At 49.1% G+C, this 14,972-nt stretch carries 16 protein-coding genes and 1 pseudogene; 12 read left to right on the plus strand and 5 right to left on the minus strand.

Annotated elements, in window-relative coordinates:
• Positions 1-374 precede the first annotated feature (374 nt).
• The 10 genes from nuoH to P4D80_RS04795 all read left to right on the plus strand — a co-directional run bounded on the left by nuoH (position 375) and on the right by P4D80_RS04795 (position 9,312).
• Positions 375-1,493 (plus strand): NADH-quinone oxidoreductase subunit NuoH, encoded by a 1,119-nt coding sequence (nuoH, locus tag P4D80_RS04750; protein WP_421657749.1) that lies wholly within the window; start codon positions 375-377, stop codon positions 1,491-1,493.
• Positions 1,494-1,587: 94 nt separating this feature from the next.
• The gene (ndhI, locus tag P4D80_RS04755; RefSeq protein WP_421659484.1) at positions 1,588-2,169 is read left to right on the plus strand and encodes an NAD(P)H-quinone oxidoreductase subunit I; all 582 of its coding nucleotides are present in this window, start codon (positions 1,588-1,590) and stop codon (positions 2,167-2,169) included.
• A 100-nt stretch (positions 2,170-2,269) separates the two neighbouring features.
• Entirely contained in the window at positions 2,270-2,884 is a 615-nt protein-coding gene (locus tag P4D80_RS04760; RefSeq protein WP_421657750.1) for an NADH-quinone oxidoreductase subunit J, read from the plus strand.
• 162 nt (positions 2,885-3,046) lie between these two features.
• A complete protein-coding gene (nuoK, locus tag P4D80_RS04765; RefSeq protein WP_421659485.1) occupies positions 3,047-3,352 on the plus strand; it encodes an NADH-quinone oxidoreductase subunit NuoK in 306 nt (101 codons plus the stop codon).
• 72 nt (positions 3,353-3,424) lie between these two features.
• On the plus strand, positions 3,425-4,345 hold the full coding sequence (locus P4D80_RS04770; protein WP_421657751.1) for an NAD(+) kinase: 921 nt from the start codon (positions 3,425-3,427) through the stop codon (positions 4,343-4,345).
• Positions 4,346-5,074: 729 nt separating this feature from the next.
• On the plus strand, positions 5,075-6,364 hold the full coding sequence (gene eno, locus P4D80_RS04775) for a phosphopyruvate hydratase (protein ID WP_421659486.1): 1,290 nt from the start codon (positions 5,075-5,077) through the stop codon (positions 6,362-6,364).
• Positions 6,365-6,764: 400 nt separating this feature from the next.
• Positions 6,765-6,932: a metallothionein gene (locus P4D80_RS04780; protein ID WP_421657752.1), complete on the plus strand. Its 168-nt coding sequence runs from the start codon at positions 6,765-6,767 to the stop codon at positions 6,930-6,932.
• A 471-nt stretch (positions 6,933-7,403) separates the two neighbouring features.
• Positions 7,404-7,703 (plus strand): hypothetical protein, encoded by a 300-nt coding sequence (locus P4D80_RS04785; protein ID WP_421657753.1) that lies wholly within the window; start codon positions 7,404-7,406, stop codon positions 7,701-7,703.
• A gap of 137 nt (positions 7,704-7,840) precedes the next feature.
• Positions 7,841-8,899, plus strand: coding sequence for a methyltransferase (locus P4D80_RS04790; RefSeq protein WP_421657754.1), 1,059 nt, complete (start codon positions 7,841-7,843; stop codon positions 8,897-8,899).
• A gap of 224 nt (positions 8,900-9,123) precedes the next feature.
• Positions 9,124-9,312, plus strand: coding sequence for a hypothetical protein (locus P4D80_RS04795; RefSeq protein ID WP_421657755.1), 189 nt, complete (start codon positions 9,124-9,126; stop codon positions 9,310-9,312).
• 26 nt (positions 9,313-9,338) lie between these two features.
• Here P4D80_RS04795 and P4D80_RS04800 read toward each other — a convergent pair.
• The 4 genes and pseudogenes from P4D80_RS04800 to nagA all read right to left on the minus strand — a co-directional run bounded on the left by P4D80_RS04800 (position 9,339) and on the right by nagA (position 12,692).
• Positions 9,339-10,082: pseudogene (locus P4D80_RS04800) on the minus strand (IS1 family transposase).
• A gap of 19 nt (positions 10,083-10,101) precedes the next feature.
• Positions 10,102-10,608, minus strand: a complete 507-nt coding sequence (locus tag P4D80_RS04805) for a hypothetical protein (RefSeq protein WP_421657756.1) — start codon at positions 10,606-10,608, stop codon at positions 10,102-10,104.
• Positions 10,609-10,679: 71 nt separating this feature from the next.
• Positions 10,680-11,363, minus strand: coding sequence for a magnesium protoporphyrin IX methyltransferase (gene bchM / locus P4D80_RS04810; protein ID WP_421657757.1), 684 nt, complete (start codon positions 11,361-11,363; stop codon positions 10,680-10,682).
• A 36-nt stretch (positions 11,364-11,399) separates the two neighbouring features.
• The gene (nagA, locus tag P4D80_RS04815; RefSeq protein WP_421657758.1) at positions 11,400-12,692 is read right to left on the minus strand and encodes an N-acetylglucosamine-6-phosphate deacetylase; all 1,293 of its coding nucleotides are present in this window, start codon (positions 12,690-12,692) and stop codon (positions 11,400-11,402) included.
• Positions 12,693-12,768: 76 nt separating this feature from the next.
• On the opposite strand from nagA, the gene purE reads away from it, so the two are divergent.
• Complete coding sequence (gene purE, locus P4D80_RS04820; RefSeq protein WP_421657760.1) at positions 12,769-13,287, plus strand: 5-(carboxyamino)imidazole ribonucleotide mutase; 519 nt, start codon at positions 12,769-12,771, stop codon at positions 13,285-13,287.
• A 216-nt stretch (positions 13,288-13,503) separates the two neighbouring features.
• Here purE and P4D80_RS04825 read toward each other — a convergent pair whose 3' ends face one another.
• Positions 13,504-13,980, minus strand: a complete 477-nt coding sequence (locus tag P4D80_RS04825) for an SRPBCC family protein (RefSeq protein ID WP_421657762.1) — start codon at positions 13,978-13,980, stop codon at positions 13,504-13,506.
• A 70-nt stretch (positions 13,981-14,050) separates the two neighbouring features.
• Here P4D80_RS04825 and P4D80_RS04830 point away from each other — a divergent pair, with 70 nt between their 5' ends.
• Entirely contained in the window at positions 14,051-14,965 is a 915-nt protein-coding gene (locus P4D80_RS04830) for an SDR family oxidoreductase (protein WP_421657763.1), read from the plus strand.
• Positions 14,966-14,972: the final 7 nt, after the last annotated feature.

The following is a 14,972-nucleotide window of genomic DNA, read 5'->3' on the forward strand; positions in this document are numbered from 1 at the left end:
CCGAATAGGACCGCCACATCGTCTTAGCCATCAGACTCAGGACAGGGTACAGGGGTGAAACCCCTGGCTGGGGTTTTGCTCACTCACTCTCTTTTAAACCAGTTTTCTATGCAACCTGGTGGCAACTATTTTTCTTTTTTTAATTTTTTCAACCCATCGTCAGGTATCTATACCTTCATCTTCAAGATATTGATGTCTTTTCCATATCCCAGGAGTTCTCCTGAGAGATATACTAGGGACGCAGATGCAAATGTAACGATGTCTTTACTAAGGACACTTTAGAGATGTCTGGTCAGGGCGACTCTAGAGAATTAATGGTTCAAGTTGCGTGTGCAGTAGAGTGAATGCTGAGTAATGCTTTAGCCAGGTAAGAAATGAACTCAGGAATCGATGTACAGGAAATTTTTGTCCGATCTTTGATGGACCTGGGGTTGCCGCCCGGCGCTGCGAAGGTGATCTGGATGCCGCTACCGATGCTGTTGATGATTATCGGCGCAACAGTAGGAGTATTGGTGACGGTCTGGCTGGAGCGGAAGATTTCTGCTGCAGCTCAGCAACGAATTGGTCCTGAGTACATTGGTCCGCTGGGCGTATTGGCACCTGTTGCAGACGGCTTGAAGTTGATCTTCAAAGAGGATGTTGTCCCCGCCAAGTCTGATCCATTGCTGTTTACCCTAGGTCCGGTGATTGTGGTGATTCCGGTCTTCCTATCCTATATGATTGTGCCGTTTGGGCAGAATCTGGTGGTGACAAATGTGGGGATGGGGGTATTTTTGTGGATTGCCCTGTCGAGCATTGCTCCAATTGGGCTGCTGATGTCGGGGTATGCTTCGAATAACAAGTATTCCCTGTTGGGTGGCTTACGGGCAGCCGCACAGTCGATTAGTTATGAAATTCCGCTGGCATTGTCGGTGCTGGCGATTGCCATGATGTCGAACTCGCTTAGTACAGTTGATATTGTGGATCAGCAGTCTGGTTACGGTCTTCTGGGCTGGAACATCTGGCGTCAGCCGGTCGGGTTTATTATTTTCTGGATCGCCGCTCTGGCAGAATGTGAACGGATTCCGTTTGACTTGCCGGAGGCAGAGGAAGAGTTAGTGGCTGGGTATCAGACCGAATATTCGGGTATGAAGTTTGCTCTTTTCTACCTGGGTGCCTACGTTAACCTGGTGCTTTCGGCGTTACTGGTGGCAGTTCTCTACCTGGGTGGTTGGGAGTTTCCAGTTCCACTCAACATGGTTGCGAGTTGGCTGGGGGTCAACGAAGCCAATCCGGTTTTCCAGGTTGTAACCGCTTCATTGGGCATTACGATGACGTTGCTCAAGGCTTACTTCCTGGTATTTCTGGCAATCTTGCTGCGCTGGACCGTACCCCGCGTTCGGATTGACCAGTTGTTAGACTTGGGTTGGAAGTTTCTGCTGCCGGTATCTCTGGTAAATCTTTTGTTGACCGCAGGTTTGAAGCTTGCTTTTCCGGCTGCTTTTGGTGGCTAGAAGAAGTTTCGAGTTCTAAGTTTTGAGTTATCCCTATCCGCCTCATGCTTATAGAACTCATCGTTTATAACTCACAACTTAACTGAAGGCTATGTTGAAATTTCTCAAGCAGGTTAGAGATTATACCAAGGAAGCTGTTCAGGCGGCTCGATACATTGGTCAGGGGCTTTCCGTAACCTTTGATCACATGCAAAGGCGTCCGGTGACAGTGCAGTATCCCTACGAAAAGCTCATTCCTTCAGAGCGGTTTCGCGGACGAATCCACTTTGAGTTTGACAAGTGTATTTCCTGTGAAGTGTGTGTCAGGGTTTGCCCAATTAATCTGCCTGTGGTGGATTGGGAATTTAACACTGAGATGAAGAAAAAGCAGCTCAAGCACTACAGCATTGATTTTGGAGTTTGCATTTTTTGTGGCAACTGTGTGGAGTTTTGTCCCACGAATTGCCTGTCAATGACTGAAGAGTATGAGCTTTCGGTGTACGATCGCCACGAGCTGAACTACGACAATGTTGCCCTTGGGCGCTTACCCTATAAGGTGACAAACGACCCGATGGTAACCCCTCTAAGAGAGCTGGCCTATCTACCCAAAGGTGTGACAGATCCCCATGAATTGCCAGCAGATGCTCGTCGAGCTGGACTTCGCCCAGAGGAAATTTTGGAACAGATGGAAAAGTGAGAGTTGGTCTTTGGCCATTCGTCCTTCGTCACTGCTAGCCCATGACAAATGACCAATAGCCAGGACAAAGTGACAAGTTTCTTGATAGGAGCGTAGTGTAGTGAATCTGGCTGAAGGCGTTCAAATTGTTTCGTTTGGCTTACTATCCCTGATGATGCTGGGCGCAGCCTTAGGCGTTGTTTTGGTTTCAAACATCGTCTACTCAGCTTTTTTGCTGGGAGGTGTATTCATTAGCATAGCGGGGCTTTATCTGCTGTTGAATGCGGATTTTGTGGCGACGGCTCAGGTACTGATCTATGTGGGAGCCGTGAATGTTCTGATTCTGTTCGCCATCATGCTGGTGAATAAGCGTCAAGATTTTGCACCTGTTCCCAGAGCCTGGATTCGTAAGACGGCGACGGGTTTAGTGTGTATTGGTCTGTTTCTGCTCCTGGCAACGATGGTTGTGGTAACTCCCTGGACGATGTCCACTCAGGTGGCGGCTGGCAATTCTGCGATTGTTGCGATCGGCAAGCATTTCTTCAGTGACTTTTTGCTGCCCTTTGAGCTGGCGTCAGTGTTGCTGCTGATGGCATTGATTGGGGCGGTGATTTTGGCACGCCGTGAACTGATTCCCGAACAGCCAACGACTCCGGCCCAGCCTCCGGCTCTTACTCTGCCTGAGCGCCCACGGGAACTTGTTTCAGCCAGTTCAATCAAGCCAGGTGAGAAGTAAGTAGCTAGGCGCAATTAAATTAAGGGTAATTTCGGGGGTTGAGGGGGTGAAACCCCCTGCCTGGGGGCGGAGCCCCACTCCCCCCTTTACCAATTAAGTGTGACTACCTACTTAGAAGTCTATCGATTTGGAGCAGTTGAGACAGAGCGAGAGATTTTTATGCTGCAACTTCAGTTCTTTCTACTTTTGGCGGCGGGGCTATTTTGTATTGGCATCTATGGACTGATTACCAGTCGTAATGCTGTTCGGGTTTTGATGTCAATTGAATTGATGCTGAACTCTGTAAACCTAAACCTGATGGCATTTTCTAATTATCTAGACTCGCAAGCGGTGAAAGGGCAGGTGTTTACTACCTTTGTGATTGCGATCGCGGCGGCTGAAGCGGCAGTGGGACTAGCGATCGTGCTGGCAATTTACCGTAACCGCGACACAGTTGATATGGAGCAATTTAACCTGCTCAAGTGGTAGGTGCAGAAAGGATAGCTGTTAAGAGATAGGTGCTAGTAGACTAGCATCTATTACCAACTACTTTCTGAGACTGTGCAACTAAACCAGGTTATTATTGCCCATAAAGCAGGGGATGTAAACAGCCAGCGCGTGGCTGAGAAGTGCGCACGCCAGCTAGAGAATCGCGGCTGTAAAGTATTGATGGGACCGAGCGGTCCAAAAGATAATCCTTATCCAGTCTTTTTAGCTTCTGTGAACCAGCCGATTGATTTGGCCATAGTACTGGGTGGAGATGGTACAGCGCTATCGGCTGCTCGTAACCTTTCGAGCGATTATATTCCAATTCTGGCTGTTAACGTGGGGGGGCACCTGGGGTTTTTAACCGAGTCTTCCGATGAGTTTATGGACTCGGAAGCGGTCTGGGATCGGCTGATTGAGGATCGGTTTGCTGTTCAGCAGCGGATGATGTTGCAAGCGACGGTGTTTGAAGGAAACCGAACAAATTTGGAACCCATGAGCGATCGCTTCCTGGCGCTGAACGAAATGTGTGTCAAACCGGCCTCAGCAGACCGGATGCTCACTTCCATTCTGGAAATGGAGATTGATGGGGAGGTGGTAGATCAGTACCAGGGCGATGGGTTGATCATTGCAACACCAACGGGTTCAACCTGCTATACGTTAGCTGCCAATGGACCCATCATCCATCCCGGCATGGAGGCAATTACAGTGACACCTATTTGTCCCCTTAGTCTTTCCAGCCGTCCCATCGTTTTGCCACCCGGTTCGGTCGTGAGTGTGTGGCCTCTCGCTGATAGGGACTTGAGTACTAAACTCTGGATGGATGGGGTCCTGGCAACCTCCATTTGGCCGGGTCAACGGGTAGATATTCGCATGGCAGAATGCCAAGCTAAATTTATTCTTCTACAAGAAAACTATTCCTATTACAAAACTCTGCGGGAAAAGCTGCAATGGGCAGGAGCCAGAGTTCGTTACAGTAATAACCACCGAAATTAAGTGTTCCCACAACCAGATCAACACTCTAATTCCAAGGATAAGAATCACAAACTATCAGAAAGGGGCGATTAGTGTGGCGGGCCCGTTCGTCGGCTGAGGTTTTTCATACTCTTTTTTTTGGACTATAGCTCTACGCGGGCGCGTTAGGACATTGAAATTAGAGAGGGAGTAGGGGCTTCGTCCCCAGCCAGGGGTGGAACCCCTGCACCCCGTCCTAACCATAATGACTACCGCTATATCCCCCACTCTTTAACAGCATTGACAAATTCCAGATCAGCCGTGAGGTCAATCCCTCCTTGCCAGTTGAATTAGATACAAATATCGATGTAGTGGGTGTTACTAGAAAGTAGTAGGTGTTACTAGAAACATCTAGGCCATACACATTAATTTAATAGGGTAGAAGCCGACTTTAGGACATTTCCATACTGTGGAGAATAGTTTTCCGTGTCAGAAGATACAAAGAAAATTTATACCCATTTTTCAGTGCCATTTTTCAGAGATTGAACATTGCGAATTCCAGAGATGGAAGCAAGGTTGGATGTTTAAGACTTCGTTGCATGCAATTTATCCCTCTTTTAGCAGTGCCTTGATTGCGCAGAAGCTCTGAGTTTTGAACTTTTCAGTGGGCCTACCAAATGTTAAAAGAGTTCATACCTGACAAGAAACTTGAGGATTCATCTGGTTCAATAATTGTCGGGTCTTTACGGTCAATTAACAGGAAGTTATTTTATGGCAGCGATCGCATCCATCACCGCCAGAGAAATTCTCGACTCTCGCGGCAACCCCACGGTTGAAGTTGATGTGGTATTAACCGATGGCAGTAGGGGGCGGGCAGCCGTGCCCTCTGGGGCATCAACGGGTAGCCGCGAAGCACTGGAACTTAGGGATGGAGATTCCAAACGGTATGGTGGCAAGGGCGTACTCAAAGCGGTAGAAAATGTCAAAGGGGCGATCGCAAATCTGCTCAAAGGAGCCGATGCTTCCGATCAGGCAGCGATTGACCAGAAAATGTTGCAGTTAGATGGCACCGAGTACAAGTCGAACCTGGGGGCTAATGCAATTTTGGGAGTTTCAATGGCGGTTTCCCGTGCCGCTGCCACCTCTGCAGGCATTCCCCTCTACCAGTATCTGGGAGGCGAGGGAGCTAATCTGTTGCCAGTTCCTTGTTTTAATATCCTCAACGGAGGTGCCCACGCCGATAACGACGTGGATTTTCAGGAATTCATGATTGTGCCAACGGGGGCAACCACTTTCAGCCAATCCTTACAAATGGGTGCCGAGGTTTACCATGCCCTGAAATCCATTCTTAAACAAAAAGGCTACAGCACCGGGGTCGGGGACGAAGGGGGCTTTGCTCCCAGTCTGAAAGCCAATATTGAAGCGATTGAGCTCATTTTGGCGGGGATTGAGAAAGTTGGGTTGAAACCGGGAGAGGACATGGTGATTGCCCTCGACCCGGCCACCAGCGAACTGTATCGGGAAGATGGGGGTTACTACGAATTCTACAAATCTGACAAAAGTCACAAAAGCACCGAAGAAATGATTGACCTGTGGGAAAGTTGGGTGAACCAGTTCCCCATTGTTTCCATTGAAGACGGATTGGGCGAAAAGGACTGGGAAGGCTGGAAGCAACTGACCAAACGGTTGGGCGATCGCATCCAGCTTGTAGGTGATGATGCTTTTGTCACAAATCCCCAAATTATTAAGCAGGCGATCGCCGATGGCGTCGGCAACTCCTCTCTGATTAAAGTGAATCAAGTCGGCTCCATTAGTGAGACATTGGATGCCATCAACATCTCCTACAGTGCAGGTTACACCTGCATGGTCAGCCACCGCTCTGGCGAAACTTCCGATGACTTCATTGCGGATCTAGCCGTAGCCACCCGGTCAGGCGAAATCAAAACCGGAGCACCCTGCCGTGGCGAACGACTGGCCAAGTACAACCAACTCTTACGAATTGAAGAGGAATTAGGCAGCCGGGCCCAGTACGCTGGTTGGATGAAGTTTAAGAAGAAATAAATCAGTTGTATAGCGATCCTATCTGGATTTTGAAAAGGGATTCCTGCGGAATCCCTTTTCCAAAAGTCCTTTCATTTCACGAATCATGTATATAGCTCTACGCAGGTGCGTTAGGACATTGGAATTAGAGAGGGAGTGGGGGCTTCGCCCCCAGCCAGGGGTTCCAACTCCTGCACCCCGTCCTAACCATAATGACTACCGCTATAGCCGCCAGGTTGCTTAGGACATTAGCTTTAAGGAAGTGTGGGGGCTTCGCCTCCAGCCAGGGGTTCCACCCCTGCATTCTGTCCTGGGCCTGATGGCTGTAGCTATCGGATTTGGACCTCAAGAGACTTGTGTTTGAATACATGAATAAATGTTCATGTGTTAAGGTTGTAAGAGATGAATCGAGGAAAAAGCCATGACAACTGTGACTCAAATGAAATGCGCCTGTGAATCTTGTCTTTGCGTCGTTTCCCTATCAGACGCCGTGATGAAGGATGGCAAACCCTACTGTGGTGAAGCCTGTGCCAATGGCCACCCCAATGGGCAGGGTTGTGGCCATACTGGTTGTGAATGCAGTGCCTAACTACAAGATCGCGAGTATCAGCTCCTCAGATCCCCGATTTTTGGCAAAAATCGGGGATTTTTCTCTTATGAAACCTTTGCTCATGTTCACATCTGTTGTTGTCGTTTGTAGGGACGTTGGATGGAACGTCTCTACGAAGTTCCATCTATATGGTCTAGAAACACTACCGAAGTTTTTTTCACCCGATTGGGCGACTTAATCTTCTCGATTTATTCTCGATTCCTCCCTATTCTGAAGTTATTGGCTCAGATGTTTCTATAGCAGGTGTCAGATGCCCGATATCAGGTGCCAGGGTAAAAGGACGGTGTAATAAGGTTTTGCGCTTGCCAGCCCGTCCTGCCCCTTATGGCTGTAGCCTGTATCTCTACAAATGGCACAGGCAGGCCGTTATAGGGCTCATCCAGATTTGTTTTCTGAGTCACCGTACATCACCTGTATTTTTCATTCGCCACAAAAAAGGAGATTGAGACGATGAACCGCACATTCGTGGTTGGAATTTCTGTTGCGCTGTTGTCTACCCTAACGGCTCCCGGTGCAAATGCTGAAACTCGTGTAGAAGCGCAACTGCGGCTAACTCACCCTAACCATATCGCTGTTAATCATCCAGTACAGCCAACTAAAGGTTCCAGCCAGAAAAAAGTAAACTCAACCAGTGAGCAAGTTCACCAATCGAATTCTGAAACTGAAAATAAGTTGTCGGAACGCGATCGCATCATTCAAGAGTACAGAACCCAAACAGTGATTCCTGTGCAAGTGATTCCTGCGCAATAGTAGAACGAGCTGTTTAGATAACCCATTTGGGTTAGGGCGATCGCTCTTCCCAGAGGCAAGATCAGGTTTGCACATCTGGAAGAATCCAAATCAAACCTGTCAACGTATTCTGAACCAGAACATTTCAAGCAACGATTATGCAAACAAAATTGTCTGAAAATGAAGTCATGTCCGCGCCTCAATCTACTGATACACCTCCGCCTCAGATGGTTGTATTGCAAATGGCTACAGCCTATTGGGTATCGCAAAGCATTTATGCGGCTGCCAAACTAGGAATTGCTGATTGGTTGAAGGAAGGTGCAAAAAGTTGTGAGGAACTGGCAACTATCAGTGGAACCGATGAGCAAGCTCTTTACCGACTGTTGCGGGCTTTAGCCAGTGTGGGCATTTTTGCTGAAACAGAATCTCGACAATTTGTGCTGACGCCATTAGCAAACTGTTTGCGAAGTGATGTTTCTGATTCAGTCAGGGATGCATCGATCATGATGGGCGATCGCGAACATTACAACAGTTGGGGTAATATTTTGCACAGCATCAAAACCGGTGAAAGCGGATTTGAAAATCTGTTTGGCATGAATATTTTTGAATACTACAGCCGCAATCCCGAACCGGCAGAGGTATTTGACCGGGCAATGACCAGCTTTTCAAGTTCAGAAATTCCTGCCATTGTAGCCAGTTATGATTTCTCTTCCATTCGTCAACTGGTCGATGTAGCTGGTGGTCATGGCAGCTTACTAACAACCATTCTTCAAGCTAATCCCCAAATGGAAGGGATTTTATTTGATCTGCCGGAGGTGATTGAACGGGCAAAGTCGGCGATCGCCCAGGATGTTGCCAATCGTGTTCAACTGGTGACTGGAAGCTTCTTTGAGTCGGTACCAGCAGGCGCTGACGCCTACATGCTGAAGCACATTATCCATGATTGGGATGACGAACGGTCCATTACAATCTTGAAAAACTGTCACAAAGCAATGGCAGATAATGGTCGAGTATTGGTGATGGAGCAGGTTATTCCCCCCGGGAATACTCCATTTATGGGTAAACTGCTGGATGTCAACATGCTGGTCATGTGTCCCGGTGGAAAAGAACGGACCGAGGTTGAATACCAGGCTCTATTTGAAGCGGCAGGATTCAGGTTGACCCGAATCGTTCCGACCCAGACCTTCGTCAGTGTGGTTGAAGGCTTGAAGATCTAGTAGTCTACCACGATAGTTTTGACAGGCAGGCTGGGGTCAGAGAAGCTGGAGAAAACCCAGGAACTCTTATGCCAGAAAAGTCCATTGTGACACTGACTGCTGAGGAGCGTCAGCAACTGCTTGAGATCACGCATGAAAATGAGGTTTCTGCCAGAAGGTTCAAATGGGCTCAGATTCTGCTGTTATAGCTCTATGCGGGACACCGGGATAACACCGGTGCCCAAATGCTGTACGTGGGAGAATCAACGGTTCATCAAACTCGACAAAAATTTGTCGATGGTGCCGTTGAGTTTGCCCTGCGTGAAGCGCCTCGTTTAGGAGGTAAGCAGAAACTTGATGGCAAAGCAGAAGCCTTTGAACTAGAGCATAGTCAAAATGATGGTCGCTTTGCCAGATTCCCAAGATGCTGGTAATGTTCTAGACATGGGGATCGATGAAGTCAAACAGCCCGCCCAAACTCGTAGCGATTGATGAACAATCCAATCACGATGTCATGCAGCCATTCGGACTTGGAGAAGCAGATGGTTTTGCGAGAGCTAATCGCTTAATTCGCGTTCGTAACGTTAAGTGTTTGCGCTCGATTTTTTGGGTATTCCACTTGCCAACGACGTGCTGGTCTTCATCCACCAAACGGGCATACGCTCCCCATCCATCGGTGTAAAACGTTTGAACGCCAAACGGCTCTAACAATGCTTTTAACTCAACGAGCGCCTGGTCTGTATGATCGGCCAGCACATAGGCCAACACGTACCCGGTTTGATGATCAATTGCGTGCCGTAACCAACGCTCCTGCTGCTTCGAGTGAACAAAACTCCCCATCTCGTCAGCTTCCGCTTCCTTAATGTGTTTGACGACTATCGCAGAGGTCGGCTTAAGTTGTTCTAACAAGGGTCGGTTCACGTGTTCAAGATGACGATCTTTTTTTTTAATTCTTCAAGGACGGTGGTTGGGCTAATCTTGAGTACCCGCGCAGTATTGCGAATCCCGCTGCCGTTGAGCGCCATCTCGCAAATCTGTTGTTTCACAGTAGGCAAGTAGCCTCGGTAAGAATACTCCTGAACAAAGCTATGACGAGTGCATTCAGGATTACGGCATTTATACCGTTGCTTACCCTCGGCGGTTTACCATGCTTGACGATATTCGTGCTCTCACAGGTGGGGCAATGCACAGGTTCAAGTACCATCGTAGTTGTTTGGGAGAATTTAACGGGTTCGAGTGCTCCGATTTTCCCTGACTCCTATCCCCATGTCTAGAACATTACCCAAGATGCTAATCCGCCTGCCAAATCGTATCTGGGTCTGCTCCATCCGCTTTTGCTCCCCGACTTGGCTATAGCTATAACTCACAAGACTCCACAGACAAAACCCTGATTCATTAACGGCTGGCTGTTGTAAGTCCGAGGTTCCTGCTCTAAGCATTGCTCTAAATACGCCAGGTCTACCCCCTGCCACCTGGGTTTGTCTCCTCGTCCGGGTGCGTCCCACAGCCCACCCAACCCTAAGGGTTTGCCATCGCCTCAATATCGCTCGCACCGTATGCTCACAATACTCAAAAATGTCAGCCAGGGCAGGTGCATTCCACTCTTGAGCGTTCAACCGCACCATGTGAGCACAGTCTCGTGTTCGTTGGCAAACTGTACTCGCAACTCTTAGTTCGCTCGATGTCCGGTCTTTTTCTGCGTTTAAAGCTACTCGTACAGGAGCTGGCATATTGTTGAATTAAAGCAACTTCGCTATTTAAACTTATTCTTGCCCACCTACTTATAATTCTTCTATTTCTTCTATTTCGTTGCCTCCAACATCCGCGAGAAGTAGAAGCGGGTTTTTGTCATCGCGCTGCGTTGAATCTTCCAACCCTGACTTTCGAGGATGCGCACGATTTCAGTTTCACTGTGAAGATAGGCGCGAGTTGCTTTGCTGGCACCGGGGAAAAAGGAGCCGATTTTTTTCAAAGTTTCGTAGAAGAAGGTCTTAGGGGCAAAGCTGAGGAGCAGGCGGGATTCTGCCAGATTGCTAAGGTGGTCAATCATCTTAGCCGCTTTTTCCTGAGGATAGTGGATCAGCACATCCAGACAGATGACAGTGTGATAACGCCCACTCAGAGTTTCCAAATCTTGTACAGCAAACGTGATATTACAGGTATCGGGTAGTTCGGTGACTGCCCGCTCCTTTGCTTCACCAATCATTTTTTCGGAAATATCGCTGGCGAAGACGATCGCCCCTTCTTTAGCCAGTGGAATGCTGAGACTGCCTACACCACATCCCGCATCGCAGAGGGTCAACCCGGCCAGGTTACCGTCTGCTTTTAGCCAGGACAGGAGTGTGTCAACGGTTTGCTGGTGCCCGTTGCGGATGTCTAACTGGACTTTGTTAACGTCTCCATCGCCATAAATTCGCCGCCAGCGATCGAAGCCCGTGGCGTTGAAATATTCTTTTACAATAGTTTTATCGTCAGTGGCTGTCATGAATCTGCTGCTTCAGTTGCTTTAACACTTTATTAATTACCATGCTGGGGTGACGGTTGGTATGGAAATTTCTGGGTTTGCTAGTCGCTGCCAGGCCAACTCTCTACTCGGTGATTGGTGCCAGCGGAGTAGGTGGGTAATAAGGCTACCTTCAAGTTGAGTAGAAAGCCCGATCGCTGTTCGGGGCGCAAGCGTGGCAAGGGCGATCGCCTGCTCCACTCCACAAATTCCCCATTTCACCAGGTTTTGCACACCGACGAGTAAGGGTAAGGTCGTGCCAGAAAGGGTGCCATCGAACAATCGTGCCGTACCGTTTTTGACCTTAATCTGGCGAGTATCCCAGGGATAGATGCCATCCGGCAACCCTAGCGGAGCCAGTGCATCACTGACCAGAAAAATTCCTTGCTCATAATGGCTGGCCCGTAGCAGAATATCTGCCATGATTGGCACCACGTGTTGGCCATCGGCAATTAAGCCACAGTAAACGTTTGAATGGGTGATGGCGGCTCCCAGTAGTCCAGGTTCGCGATGGTGCAGGGGCGGCATCGCGTTGAAGGCATGAGTCACCATGGCGGCTCCCTGGTCGAAGGCTTTTTGTGCCTGCTCTGCAGTGGCTAGAGAGTGCCCCAGACTGACTGTGATACCCAGCGATCGCAAATAGGGAATCACTTCACCCGTTTCATCCAGTTCAGGAGCCAGCGTCATGATCTTGACAATACTGGCGTAATCTCCCAGGACTCGTTTGACATTTTCAATGGTGAGTGGCAACAAATGCTCTTGAGGATGGGCACCCCGCTTGTTTGGGTTGAGAAACGGTCCCTCTAGATGGACTCCCAGAACTTCAGCCTGGGAGAGTGAAGCCGCATGCTTTTGCACCGTTTGATAAAGGCTGATGCTGGATAGGGAACTTTGGATCTTTTCAATGGAGGTTGTAACGATGGTGGGTAGAAAACCATCAATCCCATTTGTCCACAAATACTCGCAGATATCCTTCAGCTTTGTGGCGTTGTTTGCATCTAAGTCTGGAAATGCCAGACCTAGCGTTCCGTTAATCTGAAGATCAATGCCACCCAGGGAAATCCAATCTCCTTCGACATCCAGAGAGGGTGTATTTTCAGGATTGGAGGAAACTATGGGCGCGATCGCCGCCACCCTTCCCGACTGGATCAAAATCTGCTGCAAACCTTCGTATCCAGGAACTTGAGCATTTTTCAGGGTTAAATTTTGAATCATAGAATCAGAAGCAATAAAGCAATGGATAGTAACCAGTTGGCGGCAACCCAGGTAAGGGGCAAAGATTACATTGGGGTGGGGTACGTTGGTTTCCATTGAATAACTTGCCAGACAAAGTTACCCTCACGACCCGCTGTGCGGTAGAGTTCCTGAAGAATTACCAGGTACAGTCATGACACAACCGCTTGTGAGCATCATTATGGGCAGCGATTCCGATTTGCCAACAATGAAGGAGGCGATCGCCGCCTGCGAAGAGTTTGGTATTCCCTGCGAAGTGGGAATCATCTCTGCCCATCGCACTCCGGAGCGCATGGTGGAATATGCCAAACAGGCTCACCAGCGGGGGCTGAAAGTGATCATTGCCGGGGCTGGAGGAGCGGCCCACCTGCCAGGAATGGTGGCATCCCTGACCCCCCTGCCGGTGATTGGAGTTCCGGTGCCCAGCCGTCATTTGCAGGGAGTGGATTCACTCTACTCGATTGTGCAAATGCCTGCGGGCATTCCAGTGGCAACTGTGGCGATCGGTAATGCCCGTAACGCTGGACTTCTGGCAGTGCAAATCCTGGCAACCCACGAGCCTGCTTTGCTGGAAAAAGTTCAGCAATATCGCCAGAGCCTGAATCAGATGGTGATGGAGAAACAAGCAAAGTTGGATCAAGTTGGCTACCAGCAATATAGCAGTACTAACTAAGGTTAGGAAGGGGTGCAGGCGTTCCACCCCTGGTTGGGGGCAGGCCCCCACACCCCCTTTAACCTAATGCCCTCTTTAACCTAATGCCCTAATAAGCGTTGCTAAAAAGCAGTATGAATTGAAACGAAGTTTCGAGCATACAGCACCTATTTCATACCCAAATTCAGCAACGCCTCCTAGTACTCTTGCGTAGGGCTATACCTGGATTCGTGAAGATTAAACATCCATTTTTAGCAGCCGTACTCCCAAAAGCTGCGCCAGTCCTTTACCTCCCTCTTGCATAACAGCATTATGGTTCCATTCCATCAAGGGTTTGATAAACAGTGCCAAAACATTCATCCATGCTTTTGTTGTTTTGACATTCCAGGTGTAGCGAACCTCTGTTCCCTGAGAAGTGGTAGACAATTCCCACAGGCCAACTCCTTCAACTTCCCCGATCGCCCTCGCTTCCATTAAATTGGGTGGTTCAATCCGGGTCACGCAGGTCTCAAAGGTCAACGTATAGGAAAGAGGCATTTTCCACGTAAACCGACGGACATTGCCAAGACCATCTGAACTGCCTGCTTCAAGCTCAACCACCTGCTTGACCGATTTCCACCAGCCAGGCCAGCGTTCAGAGTGCGTCAGGGCATCCCAGACTGTTTCAATCGGGGCATCCAATTCCCAGATCGTGAGAAATTGATAGTTTGCCATAGGAGGGATGTCCAAAATTTCTTCATTGTCTATCGTAGGCTGATAAGGATAGCTCTCGTAAGCATTTGGGATGAAAGAGTCGCTTACTTTCACTCTTTCACTGCAAGCCGGGAGGGCTGAAGGAATTGGAGTTACAACATCGGAGGCGAGTGCTGTGAGCGATCGAGTGCTGGTTACAGGTGCAACAGGCGGTGTGGGACAACTGGTCGTTGCCAGATTGATTGAAAAAGGAATGCCCGTGCGGGTTCTCACTCGTGGAGTCGAGCGGGCCCAGAAAATGTTTGAGGGCAAAGTGGAGGCGATCGCCGCTGACACCCGCCAGCCGGAAACCCTCCCCCCCGCTATGCAGGAGATTGGCTATATCATCTGCTGCACGGGAACTACGGCTTTTCCCTCCGAAAAATGGGACTTTGACATTCCTCAGACAGCGAATCCGATTGAGAAATTTTTGGAATGGAGCAAGATTTATTTCGATGCGAAATACCGCCGTACTAAGGCTAAAAACGGTCCAGAGCAGGTTGATGCGGAAGGTGTTCGCAATCTGGTTTCTGCCGCTCCCAGGGATCTGAAACGATTTGTATTTATTTCCTCAGCCGGGGTTGAGCGCAAAGACCAGTTTCCGTACAGCATCCTCAATGCTTTTGGTGTACTGGATGCCAAACACAAAGGAGAAGCCACCATAATGGCTTCGGGCCTGCCGTACACCATCATTCGACCCGGACGGTTAATTGACGGCCCCTATACCTCCTATGACCTCAATACGCTTCTAAAAGCCACCACAGATGGGAAGCAGGGGGTTGTTCTTGGTACGGGTGATACACTCAACGGCCAGACCAGCCGCATTGATGTCGCCGCTGCCTGTGTGGAGTGTTTGACTGACCCGGTGACGGAGAACATGGTGATTGAAATGATTAATCAGGGAACCAGACCCGCAGTGATTGATTGGTCAGCCCTGTTTGCTCAATTGCCCCGAAATAGTGCATGAGCAGGGA

Origin of the sequence: Leptothermofonsia sp. ETS-13 (assembly GCF_049200465.1) — a bacterium.
GTDB lineage: Bacteria > Cyanobacteriota > Cyanobacteriia > Leptolyngbyales > Leptolyngbyaceae > Leptothermofonsia.

Coding starts and splice junctions, on each gene's coding strand:
- nuoH (WP_421657749.1), top strand. CDS start 375: ATGAACTCAGGAATCGATGTACAGGAAATTTTTGTCCGATCTTTGATG.
- eno (WP_421659486.1), top strand. CDS start 5,075: ATGGCAGCGATCGCATCCATCACCGCCAGAGAAATTCTCGACTCTCGC.
- P4D80_RS04780 (WP_421657752.1), top strand. CDS start 6,765: ATGACAACTGTGACTCAAATGAAATGCGCCTGTGAATCTTGTCTTTGC.
- P4D80_RS04785 (WP_421657753.1), top strand. CDS start 7,404: ATGAACCGCACATTCGTGGTTGGAATTTCTGTTGCGCTGTTGTCTACC.
- P4D80_RS04790 (WP_421657754.1), top strand. CDS start 7,841: ATGCAAACAAAATTGTCTGAAAATGAAGTCATGTCCGCGCCTCAATCT.
- P4D80_RS04795 (WP_421657755.1), top strand. CDS start 9,124: ATGCTGTACGTGGGAGAATCAACGGTTCATCAAACTCGACAAAAATTT.
- P4D80_RS04805 (WP_421657756.1), bottom strand. CDS start 10,608: ATGCCAGCTCCTGTACGAGTAGCTTTAAACGCAGAAAAAGACCGGACA.
- bchM (WP_421657757.1), bottom strand. CDS start 11,363: ATGACAGCCACTGACGATAAAACTATTGTAAAAGAATATTTCAACGCC.
- nagA (WP_421657758.1), bottom strand. CDS start 12,692: ATGGAAACCAACGTACCCCACCCCAATGTAATCTTTGCCCCTTACCTG.
- purE (WP_421657760.1), top strand. CDS start 12,769: ATGACACAACCGCTTGTGAGCATCATTATGGGCAGCGATTCCGATTTG.
- P4D80_RS04825 (WP_421657762.1), bottom strand. CDS start 13,980: ATGGCAAACTATCAATTTCTCACGATCTGGGAATTGGATGCCCCGATT.
- P4D80_RS04830 (WP_421657763.1), top strand. CDS start 14,051: ATGAAAGAGTCGCTTACTTTCACTCTTTCACTGCAAGCCGGGAGGGCT.